The organism is Bacillus sp. AR4-2 (assembly GCF_008274865.1).
GTDB lineage: Bacteria > Bacillota > Bacilli > Bacillales > Bacillaceae_G > Bacillus_A > Bacillus_A cereus.
In genome coordinates this window covers 873,147-892,431 of the sequence record NZ_CP031062.1, presented here as the reverse complement: position 1 = coordinate 892,431, position 19,285 = coordinate 873,147, and the positions used below count along the sequence as shown (strand labels likewise).

Below are 19,285 nucleotides of genomic sequence, written 5' to 3'. Positions count from 1 at the left end.
TCCTCCTTCTATCCTAACAAAAATCCCCGTTTCAAATCATCTCTCGGATCTACAACGAACTGATGAAACCCTGTAATAAATGCATGCCCCGTTACTTTCGGAACGACAGCTTCATATGTATCTACTGCGGTTACCGACAATACTTCCCCCTCGAATTTCCCGTCAGTAATGCATTCATGGACGAAAATTTCTCCCTTTTGTAAAGCATCTTTTCCAAAAAGAGTTGCGATTCTTGCGGAAGTTCCTGTACCGCAAGGAGAACGATCTACTTGCCCATCAGCAAAGATTGTTACATTTCGTAAAGTTGCGTCTTCTCCTTTCGGTTCATCTGAGAAAATAACGCCGTATATCCCTTTTAATCCTTTTTCAAGTGGATGCTTCACTTCCATTTTGCTCTCTATATAATGTTTAATTTTACCGCCCCACGTTTGAATAGCGGGCAAGTCTTTAAAATCAACTTTCAAACCAAATTCTTTACAGTCTACAACAGCGTAAAATGCTCCTCCAAACGCGATATCTACTTGAAATTCATAGTTATCTATTTTAATAGGAACGTCTTTTTTGTATACAAATGAAGGAACATTTTCAAATGATACAGATTCTACTTCACTCCCGTTATATGTTGCATACGCAATGACTTCCCCAGCTGGGCTATCAATAATGAACTTTTGTTTTTCCCCCTTTACTTCAAACATGCCTGTTTCAATTCCAACTGTAATAACAGCGATAATACCGTGACCACACATCGTACTCCAGCCTTCATTGTGCATAAATAATACGCCAAAATCAGCGTGAGCACTTGCTGGCGGTGTAATGATACAACCGTACATTCCGTGATGCCCTCTCGGTTCATACATCAGAACTTCACGAAGATGGTCCAAATGTTCCATACAGTACGCGCGTCTTTCCAGCTGCGTTTCCCCTTTTATTTCTGGCACTCCGCCCGTAATAATTCGAAGTGGTTCCCCAGCTACGTGTGCATCAATCGTTGTATATATTTTACTAACCTTCATTTCGATCTCTCCCCTATACGTTGATACTCTTTTCATTGCAAATATCATGCCAACGCATAGGGTATAAATTTGTATACATTGTTTAAAAAAGCATACATTACTGTCTATTTTTTTATACACTGTCCAGAGGCTATGTTATGGGGCCCCCTTGATACAACCAGTCTTATTATTTTCAATGTAAAGTTACTTCGCCCCCCAACATATACTGTTCAAAAGCAAAAAGGAAGTGATCCCATGTATTATGGAACAAAGGGCTGGTACGTAGCTGAACTAAAAAAATTAGGCGTACGCTATCATGAAGGACGAAAACTAGAAAGTTACCGCGGGCACATCTTGCGCAATTTATTAATCGCACAACAAGAGAAATTAAAAGAACAGTAATAGATTCTCCTATCACAATATCAACTTATCGCCGCCTACAAACTGCCAACCAATCACACATCAAACTACACTAAAAAGGTCACCCAAACGGGTGACCTTTCTCTTTCTATTCACAAACAAGAATTTGTCTAGTAAATGATCCTTTTCTTGTAATACAGCGATCTGTAATTTCAAATCCTGCTTCATGGATCATGTCGTCCATTGTCTCCATCGTTACAACGACTACCTTTTTAGCGATGCGGCGCGCACTTGAAAGAATGGAGAGCTGGTCTTCTGGTGTGGCATGCGTAAATAGGTCGTACGGCATATCGATAATGGCAACGTCGTAGTTCTCAGTAATTTCCTCGATTGGTCCTTTTGTTACTGTTCCTTCAAATCCGAAATGTGCGATGTTTTTTCTCGTTCCAAGAACTACAAGTGGATTTATATCTCTACCAACGATGTTAATCCCCATAGAAAGTGCTTCTACTACTACTGTTCCAATACCGCAGCACGGGTCAATTGCTCGTACTCCCTCTGGATTTGGTACAGCGATATTTGCAACTGATCTCGCAACACGTGTGCTAAGTGATGTCGAATAGCTATGCGGTTTTTTTATGTGATGATACCAAACTGGTTCGCTTTCTACATAGTGCCCGAAGTACCAGCGTCCTCCAAGAGGAACAATCCCGAATACACGCTCTGGATTACGAACATCCGCTTCTCCTTCAATATGCATGCCGAGGTCTCTTTCAATAAGACGTCTTTCTCCATATTCAATTTTATTCTCTCCAACGAGGTCATTAATTTTAACGAAGATGACTTTGAACGTCGCTCCCGCCAAATCAATTTGTTCCACTTGTTTTAAAATGCTTTCTAAGTCGTCCCCTTCATACATAACTTCAATTCGCTCTTTAATAAACGCACTTCTACTCGGGTCAATTTTGACATCACTTTTTAAAATATTAACGTGGGACTCCATTCCAAAGAACGAGCGCATTTCCAAGTAACATAAAGCACGCTCCTCCTCACGAAATGCATACGTATATATACAGGCAGGTGTTTTACTATGATTATTCAATCTATTATCATCCTCTATCGTTTAAAATTGTTATGATTACAATTACTCAAATACTTTTCTTTTGTATATAAAATTAAATGATATCATATGCCGGAAATAAAGAGAAACGTTAATAAATAAAAGAGACTGCCAATGGCAATCTCTTATTATTTATTAACGGAAAGAAGACACGTTGTTACCCATTTCTTCATAGTAATCTAAAATACCTTGATAAATAGCTTCCGCTGCACTTTGTCTCTGCGCTGGTGTAGCTATTTTATCTGCATCACTTTTATTATCTACAAATGCTAATTCTGCTAATACAGCTGGCATTGTATTTTCTCTAATTACGTATAAATCGCCTTTTTTCACACCACGATCTTTTGTTCCCAGTGCATCTACAAGACGCTCTTGAATTTTTTCTGCTAGTAAACGACTTTCTGATACGTTAGGATTTGTTCCTCTTGCTGTCGCTGATTCATAGTAGAACGTTTCTGTACCTTGTCCATTTTTCTCTTCCGTGCCATTACCATGAATACTTACAAAAATATCCCCATTATTTTTTTGAGCAAATTCTACACGTTTCTTTAAAGAATCAGAAGCACTTGTTCCTGGACGTGTATCATCTGTACGAGTGAATAACACAGTAAATGGTGTCTTTTTCTCAAATATTTTCTGTAATCGTAGTGATACATCTAATACAGTTTCACTTTCTTTCTCATAATAACCTGGATTACCTGAATCCGCTCCACCATGACCTGGATCAATGATAATCGCTTTTCCTTCTAAGAAGTTACCTTGCTTCACTGGATTTAATTGATTTTTATTAACCCATTGGAAACCAGCGCCCATGCGGATACGAATCCAGCTGCCGTTCTCTTCAATAACAGTTACTTGTTGTGCGTTATGTGTTCCCATTACTTTTGAAGAAGAAGAAGCTTCTGCATAAGTAGTGAATCCTTCATTAATAACTTCTGTTTTCTCTACTAAAGGTGTCCATTTATCACCGTTACTTGTTGCAATTTTGATCCATCCATCTCGTTCTTCTTTAATTTCAACCATTTGTGGATTATGCTGATTTGCACTAATCCCAGAACTTAATGATGGTGCGTGATATGTAATGAATTTTCTATCTATGTACATTTTCTTTGTTTCTACTGGACGATCACTATTCTTGCTAAATTTATCTGTTTGCGCAGTAAGTTGAGCTGCTTGTTCACGCGTAATAGAATCATTCGGTTTCCAGCCATCCTCTGTACCTAACGAAAGTTTTAATTCTACTAAAATATTAACTTCTTCTTTACCCCAATGATTCTCTAAATCAGCAAATTTTGTAGGAACTGGTCCTGTTACTTTGCTTTTCAGATTATATGCTCTTACAAGCATAGCTGCCATTTCAGCACGAGTTACTTTTCCTTCAGGATCAAATACTCCTGGTTCTCGCCCTTTAATAATATTCTCTTTTTCCATGGCTGCAATAAATGAAGCTGCCCAACTATTTTTTGCATCATTATAAGACGGCTTTGCATTTGGATCTACTTTAGCACCAATTGCTGTTGCGATAATCTTTGCTGCCTGAGCACGTGTTAAATTTCCGTATGGCATAAAGTTACCATCTGGCATACCGTTAATTACATTTCTCTCTACTAAATAATAAATTGCGTCTTTTGACCACGCACTATCTGAAACATCAGGAAATTTCTTCGTTTCTGCTAAACTACTAATTGGATGTGCTAGTAAATTTGCTGCTAATAAACCTGCGGCTATTGCTTTGTACTTCATGAAAAATAAATCTCCTCTCAAAACTTCATATTCATTCATTTTTTTAATCAAGCTAACTAAAAAATATTAACTATTAATTAATTCCTTTCATAGTGTATAACATTATATATCTATAGTAAATACGTTTCCGGCCGTATAACAAAAATCGCATATATATAACTTATAATGAATGTATATAAAAAACTTTAATCAGCCCTCACCAATCTAACTTTTTTGCTTTCGCTGAATTTTGAGGTAGGAGTCTTACTGCCCGGCAAATAGCGGGATAAAAAAGCGATTAGGACATGTCTCCCAATCGCTTTGCCAAATAAAAAGCTGATTAAGAATAATATCTTTAATCAGCTCTCTATTATCTATGAAATTATTCTTCAATTAAATTAGACATTACATATGCATACACTAATGCTTCTGTATGCGCAATAGAACTTTCATGCGTACGTTCAAATGCGTGGGAAGAATCAATACCCGCTCCAATTAACGCATGTTTCACATCAAATCCCGCGCGAATCGCAGCTGATGCATCAGATCCGTAGTACGGATAAATATCTACTTTATATTCAATATGATTCGTTTTCGCAAGCTCTACTAAATGTTTGCGCAGTGCATAATGATACGGGCCGCTAGAGTCTTTTGCACAAATAGATACTGTATATTCATCAGATGCTTGTCCATCACCTAACGCTCCCATATCAACTGCTAAGTATTCAACAGTTTCTTCTGGAATGTTAGAGTTACCACCGTATCCAATCTCTTCATTATTAGAAATTAAGAAATGCGTCGTATATGGTAATGTTATGTTTTCATCTTGTAATCTTTTAATTAATTTTAATAAAATTGCAACACTTACTTTGTCATCTAAATGACGTGATTTTATGTATCCACTCTCTGTAATTTGAACGCGCGGATCAAATGAAACGAAGTCTCCTACTTCAATTCCTAATTCGCGTACTTCATCAGCTGAAAATACGCGCTCATCAATACGAACTTCAATATTTTTCTCATCGCGTTTTGCTTCACCTGCATCTTTATATACATGTACAGATGTTTGATGCATTAAAATCGTTCCTGTATACGTCTTGCCACTTGATGTTTCAATTTCGCAATATTCCCCTTCTACAGAGTTCCAGCGAAATCCACCAATCATAGAAAGACTCAGGCGACCATCAGGCTTAATTTCTTTCACCATCGCACCTAACGTATCAACGTGTGCCGTTAATAAGCGGTGCTGCGCATCATTCTTCCCTTTTACCGTTAAAATAAGAGCTCCCTTATTATTACGTTTCGTTTCTACGTTCCACTCACTGACATAGTTTTCAATGAAATTAATAATTTTTGCTGTATTTCCAGATGGACTCGGAATAGAGACAAGCTCCTTAATCAGTTCCATCGTTTCTTTCGTATGGTGTGCCATTGTCGTTTCCTCCTCATTTTCTCTACTATTCAGTATACAAAATTCGCCAGAAAACCTCTACTTATATAACTAAATTTTCTAAATTGTAGTAAAATTCTTTTTAGTATACAAAAGGAGTCCTGAAATATGAATATATCAAAAAAATATATACACATTGCACTCATTTGGTTTTTAGCATCATTATTTTGTTTACAAATCTCTTATGCCATTCATACTACTACTTCTATTACAATCGGCTGGATATTAACAGCTATCTTCTTCATTATTAGCTTCATTACAACAAGAAAGCATAGCGTTACTCAGTAACGCTATGCTTTTCCTATAAAACTATTCTTCTGAAACATCTAATAAATAAATACCTCTTTCAAATCCACCGCGCTCTATCTCTTTTTGCTTACGAAGGCGTTCCACATCTTCAATCGATGCACCTTCTGCACGTGCTAATGAAATGATAACCTCTAGCGCATCTGCAAGAGAATCTAGTGCATGTTCGCGTTCTTTCATAGAAGCAAATTCACGAATTTCTTCCGTTCCAATTTTCGCTAAAGCTTGTATGTAGGCTTGACCTGTTAATTTTTGTGCTGTATATGTTTTTCCAGACATTAAAATCTTCTCTGGAACACGATCTCTGACTAACTTGTTATATGCTGACATCATTCATCCTCCTATATTTAATAACATCCGAGCTCTGCTTTATAGAAAAACCATTTTTTCTTCACGCATGCACTTAACATATCAATTCCTGATCCATGTGCTCTTACATGTGGAAAGAAATAGTGCTCTAAGTCTTCGTCCTTACCATATAGAGTTTGATACTCATCTGGAATCGCTTCTTTTTTCACATCTTTTTCTTTCGTCACCCCGTCAGAAAATGCAACACTTGGATGTCCCTCAAAAAATAACGCAGTCCGAACTGCCAAAGATGGTGTACTATGCAAAGCAGAATATGTAAGCAAAATAATAGTGATAACACCAATCATTCTCTTCATGTATTACTCCTAAAAAAAAGTGCTAACACAATTATACTAAAATGTGTTAGCACTTTCTCCCCTTTATCCCGAATTAACGAGCTAATAATCAGTGAGGAATGGACAAACTTTATTCCCCTTTAAATGCTGGTAAACGTTTCTCTAAAAACGCAGCAATACCTTCTTTATGATCCGCTGTTTGTCTCATTGCATATTGACCACGCTTTTCTAATTGCAATGTTTGCTCTAAATTAGAGCGATTTACTTCACACAAAATTTGCTTCGTTTGAATCATTGCTTTAATCGGTTTTTGTGACCATTCATTAATCTTCTGCTTCACAGCCGTTTGGAAATCTTCGCCGATTACTTCATCAATTAAGCCGATATCAAGCGCTTCTGTCGCTGATAATTTCTTGCCTTCCCAAATAATTTGCTTCGTCATATTTTCACCGACGCGCTTTTGAAGGAAGAAATGACCGCCTCCATCTGGAATTAAAGCGATTCCAATAAAGTTCATTGCAATAACAGATGATATATCCGCCATTACATAATCAGCTGTTAACGCAATACTTAATCCAAGACCTGCAGTTGGTCCATGAATTGCACTAATAACAAGCTTTGGCATCGTATATAATGTCACGACAACTTCAGAAATGGTATTCATAATACCATCAAACTTACTTTCATCATTACTTGAAAGCATCGATTTAATATCCCCACCCGCAGAAAAACCACGACCGTTCCCGCATAACACAACGATATGCGCAGAACTTTCCGCTACTTCTTTCAACTTTTGTAATAACTCTTTTAAGGTCGGCTCATCTAACGCATTTAACACCTCTGGGCGGTTGACCATAACCGTTGCAACGTGCCCTTCATATTTCACAACGACAGATTCTGTTTTACTTGTTATTTCCATTATATATACCCCTCTTTTCTCCATAAAGATTATACTTATATAATTATAGAAAACCACTGAAAAATCCTTCTTTTTCTCAATTTTCTGTCTAACAATCTCACAATTTGTACATATACCGTATAAAACATACAATTCCGTTGAAAAATATAGAAATTAAAGTCGGTTTATCCATGCTTTTCATCTATTTACCATTACAATGAAATGGTGTATTCTTAAGTTTGATAAAGTGAGACTTTAATCAATGGGGGGTGTTCATCCCCCACTGATTATTAGTCCTCACCAATCGGGCTTTTACGGGCAGCCCGCCCCCACCTAACTTCTTTGCTTCCGCTGTATTGTATTTTGAGGCGGGGTCTTACTGCCCGGCAAATAGCAGGATAAAAAAACAAATATTGAAATTCATTCGCCTTACTATGTAAAAAAGGCTTTATACCCATCTTTTGGGTGTTGTAATAAAGGAATGAAGAACTGGAGGAACATATGGTTAATAAGTTGAAACAAACGGATAACTACTTCCCACATTTCCTATTGCTATTCATTGTGTTTCAACCAATTTTAGATTTATTAACATCTTTTTCAATCTATATACTACACATGAGCGCAACAGTTGGAGTTGTAGTCCGTTTCGCCTTTATGCTTCTTGCATTAGGGTACCTACTTCTTCATCACAAACAACAAGATGCGAAAAAGTACATCCTCTATTTGTGCTTACTCGGGATCGCACTCGCAATCGGTCTTGTAAATAATATGATGGTTAAATCTCCAGTTTCATTTGGAGAAGAAGTTAAATTCATCTTAAAGAGCGTATATCCAATTGTGCTACTGTTTGGATATATTATCGCCTTTAAAGAACTAAAAAATAAAGAGTATGTATTCCATAAAATCATTACATATTTCTTATATGCAACTTTAATTTTAAGCATTACAATGATTGTCGCAATGCAAACTGGAACGGATTTTCCAAGCTATCCTCACTCAAAAATCGGTTCAAGAGGTTGGTTCTTCGCTGGAAATGATTTAAGTTCTCTTTTCGCCATTATGTTCCCAATCATTGTCTTATATTCGATTCATAAAACAACTTCTTTCTCGAAAATATATTACTGGATTCCAACAATACTTGCGATGTATGCAAGTATTATGGTGGGAACGAAAGTCGGATATGGCGCAATTGTTATTACATTAGGCGTAGCACTTTTCTTCTCATTCATTGAATATATGATAAATCGTAAAAAAGAAGAAAAAGGATTCACACATATTGTAAATACCGTTGTTGTCGCAGTTATACTAGGAGGTTTAATTGCTCTTACACCGCATACTCCTATCGCAAAAAATATGGGCATTCACATGCAAATATACGAATACAAAAAATCAGTACAAGAAGAGAAAGATCGAAAAGAAGGAAAAGTAATTAAAGCAGATCCAGAAGATGCAAAAAAACATGCAAAAGGTGAACTTACAGATTCTGAAGTAAAAAGTTTAATTTACAGTGATCGCGACAAATTCTTAAAAACATACAAGCAATACTATAAAGACGCACCGCTTTCACAAAAACTATTCGGAATGGGTTACGCTGGTAACTACACAGATAAAATTAAATTAATTGAAATGGACTTCCATGACCTATTTTTCGCCTTTGGAATTGTCGGTTTCCTTATTTACTTAATACCTCTTCTATACTTTGGTATTAAATTATTTATCCGCATGATCACAAACTTTAAGAAAATCATGAAAGTAAAGTATATGCTATTAGCGAGCACACTCGTTCTATCACTTGGCATTGGCTTTATGTCTGGCCACGTATTAACAGCACCAGCCGTTAGTATTTTCTTCGTTGTTATACTCGCTTATATCATTGTTGATTTTGAAATTGAATAAAAAGAAGGTGCTACGAAATATTAGTAGCACCTTCTTTTTTATTTAATTAATGTTTTACGTATTCTAAGCTTTCTTTTGCAATATACGCTTCTGTTACAGTAGGATTATCTGAAATAACTTTAACCCACGCTTTTCCATTTATTATCTCTTCACCAGTAACTGTGACAACTACATTTGTATTTAAACGATACAGTCGCTCATTTGATATACTAGGATTCTTTTTCACTTCCACGTTATTCATCACACGTGCAAGTTTGTACTTGTTGTATTCTTTTTTACCTAAATAAGAATCAAAACGGTTCATATGCCCCGCTACTTTTTTACCCCAGTTCGCATCAGATGCATATTTCGCATTTAAACCAGCAGCTTTATCACCTGTATATGTTGCTGTATAACGCCAATGTCCTGGATTTAAATATCCTTCATTCATGTATAATTTTGCTGCATGTTCAATACAATCTTCTTTTGAATTGAATGCTTCTCCGTTACCATATGGACTATCGTCTGTTGCTTTTAAACCAAATAAATTATTTTTGTCTTTTGCAAGAGCGCTTGTTCCATAATAACTTTCATGAATTGCTAATGAATATAAGAATAATGCATTTACATTATACTTGCTTTCTACTTCTTTAAATTTCTTTCCTAAACCAATTAATGGAGAGTCTGGCTTAATCGATTTCACATAACTATCTAGTTGTTCAGCTGTATAATCTGTTTTCGAACGTAATGATAAATAATTGAAATATTGATAGAAAGTTTCGTCTCCAAATGTCTTTCCATCTACACTATACATTTGCTGTCCTTGCTTCATGAAAGAAGGTGCCACACCATATCTAAATTCTGTATATCCAGGTGAACTTGTATTATATGTATAATATTTATGGTATAAATATCCATCTGATTTCACATAATAAGACGACTGTTTCATTTCATTTGTAGGGATTAAAGTGATTTCATTCTTCTTCACATAACCTGTCAAACCAGAAAGTTGAACTTTCACACGATCTTCGCCAACTTCTAACACTTTCAATTCTGTTCCATACTGAATATACGTATATACTGTTGACAAATTCTCATCATAAATATTAATGATGTTTTGCCCAGTTATTCTTTTCGCACTTGCAAAACCATCTTTAATCCATAAAAATTCGTTCTCATATTTTACCGCATTCATACCTTTATTTTGAGCAGCCGTAACCGCTTCTTTATACGTATTATAGCGCTCTACTTCTTGCTCTGTTCCGTTTTCTCTTACATTTGTCACAACATATTTCTTAGTTTCTACAGGATTGCTATTTCCGTTTTTTTCAATCGTCTGAAGCATGCGATCCAACATAGCTGAAGCCATCCCTCTTGTAGCTGATAAATGTGGTCTAAATGTATTATCTTCTGGATACCCTTTAATAATTTGAGTAGCCACCATAACTTGTACATGCTCTTTATAGTTAATACTATCTTTATCAGTAAAGGTAAGCGGACTTACAGCTACTTTAATATTTTTATAGTCTAACGCTCGCTTTACCATTATCGACATTTCTTCACGTGTAATCACATCATTTGGTGAGAATGTCTCGTTCGTACGACCATTAATAATTTTCGCTCCATATGCTCTACTTACACCATCATATAAACCGTAAGTCTTCGGCACATCCTCGAAATTCGAATCAGCTTTCGGTAAATTTAAAGCCCTTGCTATGAATGTAGCAAACTCTGCTCTTGTTACTAATTTATCAGGCGCATATACATTGTCTCCATATCCCATTAAAACTCCTTTAGTAATAAGTGAGCGCATATTCGTCTCAAACATATGTCCTGTAATATCATCATTTGCCGCATAACTTGAAATAGGAGTTAAAAGTAATGATCCCGTTAATGCCACTGCTGTTATACCTTTTGAAAAAGTCTTCAAGGTTATCCTCCTCGTAATCTACGAATTTATTATCACAAATTTGATTATATAATAATCACAATCATTTTAGCATAATAAATAGGAATTAAAATAAAACGTTTTTTAATTTGAATTTTCATTACATTCAAAACAAAAGAAAAGACACTTTACTTTTTTAATAAAGTGCCTTTTTCCATATGATCAATGAGTTTCTTTGTTGCCTGTTTGCCTTGCAACCGAAGCTCATCTATTGTCAATTGTAACTCTTGCTGCACAGTTCCTTGTTGCATTAATTGCTTTTTCGCAATTTCATATAAATATTCAGCACTCCATTCGCCATCCACACTTCCTATAACTGGCTGATTCACTTGACTTAAAAACGAATCAATTTTCGGATCGTATGAAATCCCGACCATTGGAGTTTTGGCTACAGCAGAAAAAACTAGTGCATGAAGACGCATACCAATTAGTAATGAACATTGTGATAAAATGAATATTTTCTCGTCGATATCCATTTTATATGGAAGCATATACGTCTCTTCTCCCATTAAGTCTACTACTTCACGCGAAGCTTTTTGATCAAATGGCTCATGCATTGGAACAAATAGAATTTGGTATCCTTCTTGCTTTAATTTTTTTAATGCCGCAGCTAATTTTTTTATATAATCTTCTTTTGCATTCCAATAACGCACACTAACCGCAATTACTTTTCCATGTATCGAATGCTTTTGCAACCAATCCGATTGTTTTGTCCGTTTCCATGTTAAAACAGGGTCTGGAACAATTTCAATATCGTTTTTTATGCCAAGTTCTTTTAAATATAAAAACGAATCCTCATCTCGAACTGATACATAGGAAGCTTTTGCCAAGTTCCATTTTACTAATAGACGATTATATCCTTTTGTAATTGGACCTATTCCTTGTGAATAAATATAATACGGCTTTTTTAATAATCGAGCGAGTCCCATAATACCCGTATAATATAGAATACTCTTCGTACTTGTCTGATCTTGAAGAAGGCTCCCGCCACCGCTAATAACTCCATCACTGTTTTTGATTGCATGATAAACAGCTTTTATATCCCAGCGATCTACCGATTCTACACCATACATTTCCTTTGTATATTTAGAATCATTTGATAGTACTACTAGTTCTATATCCGGGTTCTCTTTACTTAACGATTCAATAATTGATTGTAGAATCGCCTCGTCTCCAACATTATAAAAACCATAATATCCTGATAAGACTAAACGCACCCTAAATCTCCTCCAAAACTAGGTAACCGTTTATTTCATCTAACATAAACTAGTACCCATTCCTTACCTAAACACTTGATACCCTACATAGTTTCCTCTTTATCAGTTCATATGAATTATAATAAAAAATTAAATTTCTATATTTATCTTTTTAAAAATGGTATTTTGTTTATTGATATCCATTTTAATTTCAAAGCACATACACCATACAAAATGGTTGTAATACTTAATGCTATACCACTGAATAATAACGTCATAATTCTTGAAGATGTAATATTTATCACATTACATAATTCATACAATCCTAGTCCCAAAATACATGCTATTGCTAGCACACCAAAAAAGCTTTTTAAATGAATAGAATAGGCAATATAGCTTCGAATATACAAATGATTTACAATACAAATCAATACGTAAGTAATTAATGTACTAAACGCCGCTCCATCTATGCCAAACTTCTGCACGAACATTATGTTTAACACGACTTTCACACAACTCGCACCAATAACAATCCATGCAGCTTGTGCAGAACGGTTAATGCCCTGTAAAACACCTATTGATAATACCATAACCGCAGTAAAATACGAACTGCCAATCATAACTGTTAACATACTACTGCCTTTTACATCTGTGAACAATCCGACATTTAACGGTACTGTTAATGCCATCAACCATATTGTTAACGGTGCTGTCAAAACATGCGCTAGTCGATTTGTATTTTGAATTGTTATTTTCGCCAAATTTATATCTCTTTTAGCCAATGCGGAAGTTAAGAGTGGTATTAACGGAAATACAATTGCGCTTGCAAAAATAACAATTATTTGCGTGAATGCAAAACCGCGACTGTATATTCCAAATTGTTCTTGAATTTCTGTTGATGATCCTTGTAATACATGCGGTATTGTAAGCGAGTCTACTAAATTTAAAAGTGGCATTGATAAAGCTCCAATAGCGATTGGGATCGATACCCGCAATATCTTTTTGCCGTTTTCTCTTAAATCTCGGAGCGAATAGGAATTGCTTTTATTGTAGTATGGACTTCTATTATATTTTATACGCAAATATATAAGCGAACTAATGACTCCAAGAAAAGAGCCAACCATCGCACCACTAGTAATAATAGTATTACTCTTATCCCATGATACTAGTATGTAAGCAATTATTAACATAAAAAACACACGTACAAATTGCTCAATGACCTGTGATACCCCTGTTGGTTTCATATCACCGAAACCTTGAAAATACCCTCTATACACCGCCATGTATGGCGCAATGAGTAACGCTAATGAAGTAATAAGCAACGGCATTCTAGTTTCTTGTCCACCAAGCATATTTGCAATTTCAATAGAAAATAATACAATGACTAAACAGCCGAAAACGCCAAATGCTATCCCAATAATTGACGCTGATTTAAATAATTTCGCAATTTCCTTTTGCTTATTTTTTTCGTTCAACTCTGCAATTAGTTTCGAAATTGCAAGTGGAACTCCGGCTACCGATAATGTAAGAGCAATCATATATACAGGAAAAACAAGGCGGAAAATACCGAGCACTTCATCTCCTGCAATATTTTGTAATGGAATTTGAAAAAAACTACCCAGCAATTTCGACAAAAAAGTTGTAATGGTTAAAATTGCTGCTCCTTTTACAAATGTTTTATTCATATTTTTTCTCTTTTCTTTTATACATATACTCTCAAACATATTGTTTTAAACGATAGGAATTCACTTTATCCCATTGGTTATCATAACAAATTTATTATAGGTTGAATACTTGGTTTTTTTTTCAAAATAGAAAAGAGAACCCATTTAAGCCTGTCTCTTCACAATATTTTTTCTAATTCCTTCCATTATATGTGTACACACTATAACCGTTTCTGTTACGCAAAAAGAGCCCTTCCTCTTTATCACTGCGATACATATTACTAAAAACATTATAAAAATATCCCACAACTCTACATTATAATTTATGTAAGATTGTGAGATATTCTAATTACCATCTAAACACTTAAAATTTTCAATTGCTCTTTCTGTTCATCGCTTGCCATTACTGCGATTGTTTTTTCAATACTCGGATGTACTTGCTCAAGCTTTACACTTGCTCCTACTTTATTTGATTGCTCAACAAAATTTAATAATGCCATAGCTCCTGATACATCCATATAACGCACATCTTTCATACGTAAAACAACCGGTGACTTCACATCTTGTAAAGTAGAGAAAATACGATCTACTGATAGGAAAGAGAGCGGTCCTTGAATTGTGTACGTTTCTTCTTTTTCTTTTACGATAGAAGTTTTGCGTTCTTTACATTTCACCATATATATGATGAACGAAAGAATAATACCGAATGCAACAGCAATCATTAAATCGAACTTCACCGTTACAATCATCGTTACGAGCATAACAACGACATCACCTTTAGGAGCGACATGCATCTTTTTCATGCTTCCCCAATCGAACATTCCAATACCAGTTAAAATTAAAATACCTGATAATACAGCAAGTGGAATATATTGTACGACCGAACCAAGACCCATAATAAAAATAAATAAGATAACACTATGCATACATGCCGAAAGTGCCGTTTTACCGCCACTTCTTATATTCACGATAGACCTTACAGTCGCACCTGCACCTGCTAATCCGCCAAACAATCCGCTCATCATATTACCGATACCTTGTCCGACCAGTTCTTTATTACTTTTATGACGTGTACCTGTCACATTATCCATTACGACCGATGTTAACAACGAGTCAATCGATCCTAATAAAGCAATACTAAGCGCTGGCAAAATAAGTGCTGCTATTCCTGTTCCACTTAAAGATGGAATATGAAGCGTAGGCATCGCTTCTGGAATGGTTCCAATCTTTTCAATTACTTTATTTAGTGAAAGATTTCCGATAATCGGTAACTTTACTGTAAGTCCTTCGAATAAGGAAGAAAATAAAGGAAGCAAAGCTGTCACACCGACTAGTGCTACTAAACTAGACGGAATCGCCTTAATCCATTTACCAGAAACAATCATTACAATAATCGTTAACACAACAAGTAAAAAACTATTTTGTACGTGCTTTATTTCGCCTAAAATAATGATTAATGCAATACCATTCATAAATCCCGAAACGACAGGATACGGAATATATCGAACGTAAGAACCGAGCTTACATACACCGAATAAAATTTGAAATAACCCTGCCATCATAAAGGCAATAAAACTTGCCTCTAACCCGTGCGTCGCAATAACTCCTGTTGCAATAACGGTAATTGGTCCAGTTGGCCCTGTTACTTGCCCAGGTGTCCCGCCAAATAACGCTGCGAATAAACCTGCAAAAATCGCACCATACAATCCAACAAGCGCTCCCTCAGACGTTCCTGTCGCGGCAATACCAAATGCAATCGCAAGTGGTAACGCAACAATCGCAACAGTAAATCCTGCTAAACATTCCTTTGCTATTTTTTGAAACATAAAAAAACCACCTTTGTATAAAGTCCATGTTCCATTGTACACCTAAAAAGATACATTCGTTAGCTCACTTTTTACATTCTCGTGACGTAAACGTATTCAACGAAAAGTTTTCCCCTTATCTTTGGAAACAATTGCAACTATGCTATAATGAACAAATTAAATCTTTTACTATATACTTGGAGGCACTATGCTAACTTTTGAAGAAAAATTATCGATTATTGAATCTTTCCCAGAACTAGAAAGAAAGAACGTATCATTAAAACGTGTAAACTTCCACTTTGAAGAAAGTCGTTTAGATAAAAAGAACGTTGTATTTCATTTACACCCAAATGGAAATGGATTTGTATATGCAAGCGGTATTAAAGGTTATAAAACAGATGATAAAGGCATGGTTAACATCCGTGAGTTTTCAGCAGAGGAGTTACGTTCAGTAATTGAGAAATCAATTGACCTTCTATCACAAGAAGAAGTAGTAGCACCTGTAGAACCTGCGAAAGAAGAAGAATGGCAGAACGAAGATGGTCATATTCTTACTCTTATTTCAGAGGATGACATGTGGAACGTGTACGCTGGTGTAAACTTAGACGGTACATTCAACTCTTATCCAGAAGCTGCGGAATACCTTGATGAAGAAGGCTTTTCACGCAAATAAAAATAGAAACCTATTTCATTCAACGACTTTTATAGTAATCAAAGAAGACACTTAAGGTGTCTTTTTTTGTTATATAAACTCCTTTCTCACACTATCTCTATTAATTTTCATAAAATGATTCAGAGGAGGTTTATATGAATACAACTGCTAAATTAATAACTTGGAAAGAACATGGCGATATGATTATTCTAGAATGTGAATTGAATGGAAAACGCTTCGAGATATCAACATATAAACAACGAATATATAATGCACACCTTTTATCAGCTGACGTTTATATTCGTTTAGACTCATCTGATAATATAATTGGAATAAATATTTATAAAAAGTAAGAAAAGCCCCCTATTCCGTAGGCGGGCTTCATCTTTATTACACAATATTAGAGTATACTCTCTTTTTTTCATACAGTTTATGTAATTATACATATTCATTAAAAAATACACTAAATGAATATTACATATAGTAAAATATAACTTGTGGGCACGTTCTATAAAGCAGATTCTTTTAAAAGGCGTAACATATCAATTATTATAGGGGATGTGGCGTCACTTCGATATTGATCTCAAATCTCTTGTCTTTTGTGAACTAACAATCTAGTGTATATAGACGATTCTGCTTTATAGTGTGTGTTTACACTCATAACAAAGGGGTAATGGTAATACGGATAGATTCCGATTCGTATGAAATGAAATGGTTCAAGTCGGAGAAAGGCACCTTAGGGTGTCTTTTCTTTTTGTATTACATCCACTTTGTGTTTCCACCTTATTTCAAATGCGCTAATTAACCTTCACCAAGAAAAAATGAGAATTAACAAAGATATTGTTTGTTCTGTTTAATACAGAAAAATGCAGGATACCCCATAGATATGGGGCATCCTGCATTTTCTATTTTTTCGCACCTTTCAACGACTCCCTCAGTACAAACTTCTGCAACTTCCCGCTCGCATTACGAGGGAGTTCATCTACAAATAAATAATGACGCGGACGTTTATAATCTGCTAGTTCATCACTTTCTTTGCAATACGTTTCTAAATCAGCTTCTGTTATTGTTTCATCTTTCTTCACAATAACTGCCACAACACGCTCTCCCCATAATTCATCTGGCTCACCAAGTACCGCCACATCTAATATACCTGGATGACTATGAAGGAAATCTTCAATTTCACGAGGATAAATATTTACGCCACCGCTAATTACCATATCATCAACGCGATCAGCAACGAATAAATAACCGTCTTTATCAAAATAGCCTAGATCACCAGAATGATACCATCCTTTATACATCGATTTTTTATTCGCTTCTTCACGATTATGATAGCCAGCCATCATAGTTGGGCCGCGTAAAATAATTTCTCCCACTTCATAAGGAGGTAATACATCATCTGGTTCTGCCGGTGCATCCTCGTTCGGTTTCACAATACGAACTTCATGGCTAAAACATGGCGTGCCTGCTGAACCAGCTTTCGTAATTTGATCCTCCTCTACGAGAAACGCAACAACTGGCCCCATTTCTGTCATTCCGTATATTTGAACAAGATCAATATAAAGACGTTCTTTACATTCCTTCACTAACGCCGGTGCCATTGCTGCTCCGCCATATATACCGATTTTCATTGACGTTAAATCATACTGAGCTAAATCTTTTTGCAACAACATATTCCACATCGTCGGCGCTGCAAAGAACGTCGTAATCTTTTCTTCTTGAATCGTATGTAATACTGTTTCTGTATCAAAATGATGCAAAATAACATTCTTTCCACCAACTTGAATGCGTGGTATGATTCCAGCGTTTAATTCACCACAGTGATATAAAGGCGCCACAACAAGCCCTACACTATCTCTATTATATTTAAGGAAATACGTACAAATCATACTATGCTCAGCCATTTCACGATGGCGATGTAACACGCCTTTCGGATGCCCAGTCGTACCGCTCGTATAAAGCATTGAACAATAATCCATTTCATCAATTTCGATATTTACTTTCTCAGAAGATGCTTCATTCACTTTTTCATGGTAGGAACTTGCATAGGAAGGTTTATCGTTTTCTATAGACCAAAAAGATGTATTTGGAAAATCTCTTTCAATTATAGCAACAGTTGACTCAACTGCTTTTTCAAAGACAACGACTTTCGAGGATGCGTCCTGAAGAATATAAGATACTTCTTTCGCTTTTAAGCGGAAATTAATCGGGTTAAAGATCGCTCCAATTTTCGCACAGGCTAAGTAAACGTTTACAAATTCATGGCAATTATATAAGTAAACAGATACCGTATCTCCCTTTCTTACCCCTTCTTCTAATAGAGCGTGCGCTGTTTTATTTATTTGTTCATCCCACTGTTTATACGTCCAGCGAATATTTTTTTCAGGTTCCACTAACGCCTCTTTATTTGGATACTTACCAACTGATAAATCAAAAATTCTCCCTATCGTCATATACATGCCAACAATTTCCCCCTTTTCTCTTTCATAAATCTATCATTTCGTCCATAAGTAGACATTGTCCTCTAATGATTTGACTAATTTTTCTGATTATTATCGACATAGTTTTACATACGGTACCGTTAGACGGTAAATGAAATTATATCGGCGATTTTCAAAATATATCAGCGATTTTTCGAATATATCGACTT

The 19,285-nt window shown here is 35.6% G+C and carries 17 protein-coding genes; 5 read left to right on the top strand and 12 right to left on the bottom strand.

Annotated elements, in window-relative coordinates:
• Window positions 1–8 precede the first annotated feature (8 nt).
• A complete protein-coding gene (locus tag DN399_RS04635; protein WP_139849219.1) occupies window positions 9–1,061 on the bottom strand; it encodes a proline racemase family protein in 1,053 nt (350 codons plus the stop codon).
• Between the two features lie 84 nt (window positions 1,062–1,145).
• Here DN399_RS04635 and DN399_RS04630 point away from each other — a divergent pair, with 84 nt between their 5' ends.
• The gene (locus DN399_RS04630) at window positions 1,146–1,394 is read left to right on the top strand and encodes a YflJ family protein (RefSeq protein WP_139849251.1); all 249 of its coding nucleotides are present in this window, start codon (window positions 1,146–1,148) and stop codon (window positions 1,392–1,394) included.
• A 106-nt stretch (window positions 1,395–1,500) separates the two neighbouring features.
• Here DN399_RS04630 and DN399_RS04625 read toward each other — a convergent pair whose 3' ends face one another.
• The 3 genes from DN399_RS04625 to DN399_RS04615 all read right to left on the bottom strand — a co-directional run bounded on the left by DN399_RS04625 (window position 1,501) and on the right by DN399_RS04615 (window position 5,626).
• Window positions 1,501–2,454 carry a TRM11 family SAM-dependent methyltransferase gene (locus DN399_RS04625; protein WP_001059308.1) on the bottom strand — a complete coding sequence of 318 codons (954 nt, stop codon included), beginning with the start codon at window positions 2,452–2,454 and terminating at the stop codon, window positions 1,501–1,503.
• Between the two features lie 153 nt (window positions 2,455–2,607).
• Window positions 2,608–4,215 carry an N-acetylmuramoyl-L-alanine amidase gene (locus DN399_RS04620; protein WP_086388826.1) on the bottom strand — a complete coding sequence of 536 codons (1,608 nt, stop codon included), beginning with the start codon at window positions 4,213–4,215 and terminating at the stop codon, window positions 2,608–2,610.
• A gap of 361 nt (window positions 4,216–4,576) precedes the next feature.
• On the bottom strand, window positions 4,577–5,626 hold the full coding sequence (locus DN399_RS04615; protein ID WP_000930084.1) for a M42 family metallopeptidase: 1,050 nt from the start codon (window positions 5,624–5,626) through the stop codon (window positions 4,577–4,579).
• Between the two features lie 126 nt (window positions 5,627–5,752).
• Here DN399_RS04615 and DN399_RS04610 point away from each other — a divergent pair, with 126 nt between their 5' ends.
• Window positions 5,753–5,932, top strand: coding sequence for a hypothetical protein (locus tag DN399_RS04610; RefSeq protein WP_149149352.1), 180 nt, complete (start codon window positions 5,753–5,755; stop codon window positions 5,930–5,932).
• A 21-nt stretch (window positions 5,933–5,953) separates the two neighbouring features.
• Here the strand turns inward: DN399_RS04610 and DN399_RS04605 are convergent, their stop codons facing one another.
• The 3 genes from DN399_RS04605 to DN399_RS04595 form a co-directional block, all read right to left on the bottom strand.
• Entirely contained in the window at window positions 5,954–6,280 is a 327-nt protein-coding gene (locus tag DN399_RS04605; protein ID WP_001277350.1) for a nucleoside triphosphate pyrophosphohydrolase, read from the bottom strand.
• Between the two features lie 17 nt (window positions 6,281–6,297).
• Window positions 6,298–6,615 carry a hypothetical protein gene (locus DN399_RS04600; protein WP_000827122.1) on the bottom strand — a complete coding sequence of 106 codons (318 nt, stop codon included), beginning with the start codon at window positions 6,613–6,615 and terminating at the stop codon, window positions 6,298–6,300.
• A gap of 109 nt (window positions 6,616–6,724) precedes the next feature.
• Window positions 6,725–7,537, bottom strand: a complete 813-nt coding sequence (locus tag DN399_RS04595) for an enoyl-CoA hydratase (RefSeq protein ID WP_001999174.1) — start codon at window positions 7,535–7,537, stop codon at window positions 6,725–6,727.
• Between the two features lie 456 nt (window positions 7,538–7,993).
• Here DN399_RS04595 and DN399_RS04585 point away from each other — a divergent pair, with 456 nt between their 5' ends.
• Window positions 7,994–9,388, top strand: coding sequence for an O-antigen ligase family protein (locus tag DN399_RS04585; RefSeq protein ID WP_084065404.1), 1,395 nt, complete (start codon window positions 7,994–7,996; stop codon window positions 9,386–9,388).
• 46 nt (window positions 9,389–9,434) lie between these two features.
• On the opposite strand, the gene DN399_RS04580 is transcribed toward DN399_RS04585, so the two are convergent.
• The 4 genes from DN399_RS04580 to DN399_RS04565 form a co-directional block, all read right to left on the bottom strand.
• The gene (locus DN399_RS04580) at window positions 9,435–11,297 is read right to left on the bottom strand and encodes an S-layer homology domain-containing protein (protein ID WP_000847506.1); all 1,863 of its coding nucleotides are present in this window, start codon (window positions 11,295–11,297) and stop codon (window positions 9,435–9,437) included.
• Between the two features lie 146 nt (window positions 11,298–11,443).
• The gene (gene csaB / locus DN399_RS04575) at window positions 11,444–12,532 is read right to left on the bottom strand and encodes a polysaccharide pyruvyl transferase CsaB (RefSeq protein WP_016121968.1); all 1,089 of its coding nucleotides are present in this window, start codon (window positions 12,530–12,532) and stop codon (window positions 11,444–11,446) included.
• Window positions 12,533–12,675: 143 nt separating this feature from the next.
• On the bottom strand, window positions 12,676–14,196 hold the full coding sequence (locus DN399_RS04570; RefSeq protein ID WP_149149351.1) for a putative polysaccharide biosynthesis protein: 1,521 nt from the start codon (window positions 14,194–14,196) through the stop codon (window positions 12,676–12,678).
• 335 nt (window positions 14,197–14,531) lie between these two features.
• Window positions 14,532–16,001, bottom strand: a complete 1,470-nt coding sequence (locus tag DN399_RS04565) for a SulP family inorganic anion transporter (protein ID WP_098291323.1) — start codon at window positions 15,999–16,001, stop codon at window positions 14,532–14,534.
• A 187-nt stretch (window positions 16,002–16,188) separates the two neighbouring features.
• On the opposite strand from DN399_RS04565, the gene DN399_RS04560 reads away from it, so the two are divergent.
• Entirely contained in the window at window positions 16,189–16,653 is a 465-nt protein-coding gene (locus DN399_RS04560) for a hypothetical protein (protein ID WP_000954998.1), read from the top strand.
• A 134-nt stretch (window positions 16,654–16,787) separates the two neighbouring features.
• Entirely contained in the window at window positions 16,788–16,985 is a 198-nt protein-coding gene (locus tag DN399_RS04555; RefSeq protein ID WP_001098262.1) for a hypothetical protein, read from the top strand.
• A gap of 552 nt (window positions 16,986–17,537) precedes the next feature.
• Here the strand turns inward: DN399_RS04555 and DN399_RS04550 are convergent.
• The gene (locus tag DN399_RS04550) at window positions 17,538–19,094 is read right to left on the bottom strand and encodes a fatty acid--CoA ligase (protein WP_000281991.1); all 1,557 of its coding nucleotides are present in this window, start codon (window positions 19,092–19,094) and stop codon (window positions 17,538–17,540) included.
• Window positions 19,095–19,285 lie beyond the last annotated feature (191 nt).

Bases quoted from the DNA above. Each gene is read 5' to 3' on its own strand.
- DN399_RS04635 (WP_139849219.1), bottom strand. From the start codon at position 1,061: ATGATATTTGCAATGAAAAGAGTATCAACGTATAGGGGAGAGATCGAA.
- DN399_RS04630 (WP_139849251.1), top strand. From the start codon at position 1,146: ATGTTATGGGGCCCCCTTGATACAACCAGTCTTATTATTTTCAATGTA.
- DN399_RS04620 (WP_086388826.1), bottom strand. From the start codon at position 4,215: ATGAAGTACAAAGCAATAGCCGCAGGTTTATTAGCAGCAAATTTACTA.
- DN399_RS04615 (WP_000930084.1), bottom strand. From the start codon at position 5,626: ATGGCACACCATACGAAAGAAACGATGGAACTGATTAAGGAGCTTGTC.
- DN399_RS04610 (WP_149149352.1), top strand. From the start codon at position 5,753: ATGAATATATCAAAAAAATATATACACATTGCACTCATTTGGTTTTTA.
- DN399_RS04605 (WP_001277350.1), bottom strand. From the start codon at position 6,280: ATGTCAGCATATAACAAGTTAGTCAGAGATCGTGTTCCAGAGAAGATT.
- DN399_RS04600 (WP_000827122.1), bottom strand. From the start codon at position 6,615: ATGAAGAGAATGATTGGTGTTATCACTATTATTTTGCTTACATATTCT.
- DN399_RS04595 (WP_001999174.1), bottom strand. From the start codon at position 7,537: ATGGAGAAAAGAGGGGTATATATAATGGAAATAACAAGTAAAACAGAA.
- DN399_RS04585 (WP_084065404.1), top strand. From the start codon at position 7,994: ATGGTTAATAAGTTGAAACAAACGGATAACTACTTCCCACATTTCCTA.
- DN399_RS04570 (WP_149149351.1), bottom strand. From the start codon at position 14,196: ATGAATAAAACATTTGTAAAAGGAGCAGCAATTTTAACCATTACAACT.
- DN399_RS04565 (WP_098291323.1), bottom strand. From the start codon at position 16,001: ATGTTTCAAAAAATAGCAAAGGAATGTTTAGCAGGATTTACTGTTGCG.
- DN399_RS04560 (WP_000954998.1), top strand. From the start codon at position 16,189: ATGCTAACTTTTGAAGAAAAATTATCGATTATTGAATCTTTCCCAGAA.
- DN399_RS04555 (WP_001098262.1), top strand. From the start codon at position 16,788: ATGAATACAACTGCTAAATTAATAACTTGGAAAGAACATGGCGATATG.
- DN399_RS04550 (WP_000281991.1), bottom strand. From the start codon at position 19,094: ATGTATATGACGATAGGGAGAATTTTTGATTTATCAGTTGGTAAGTAT.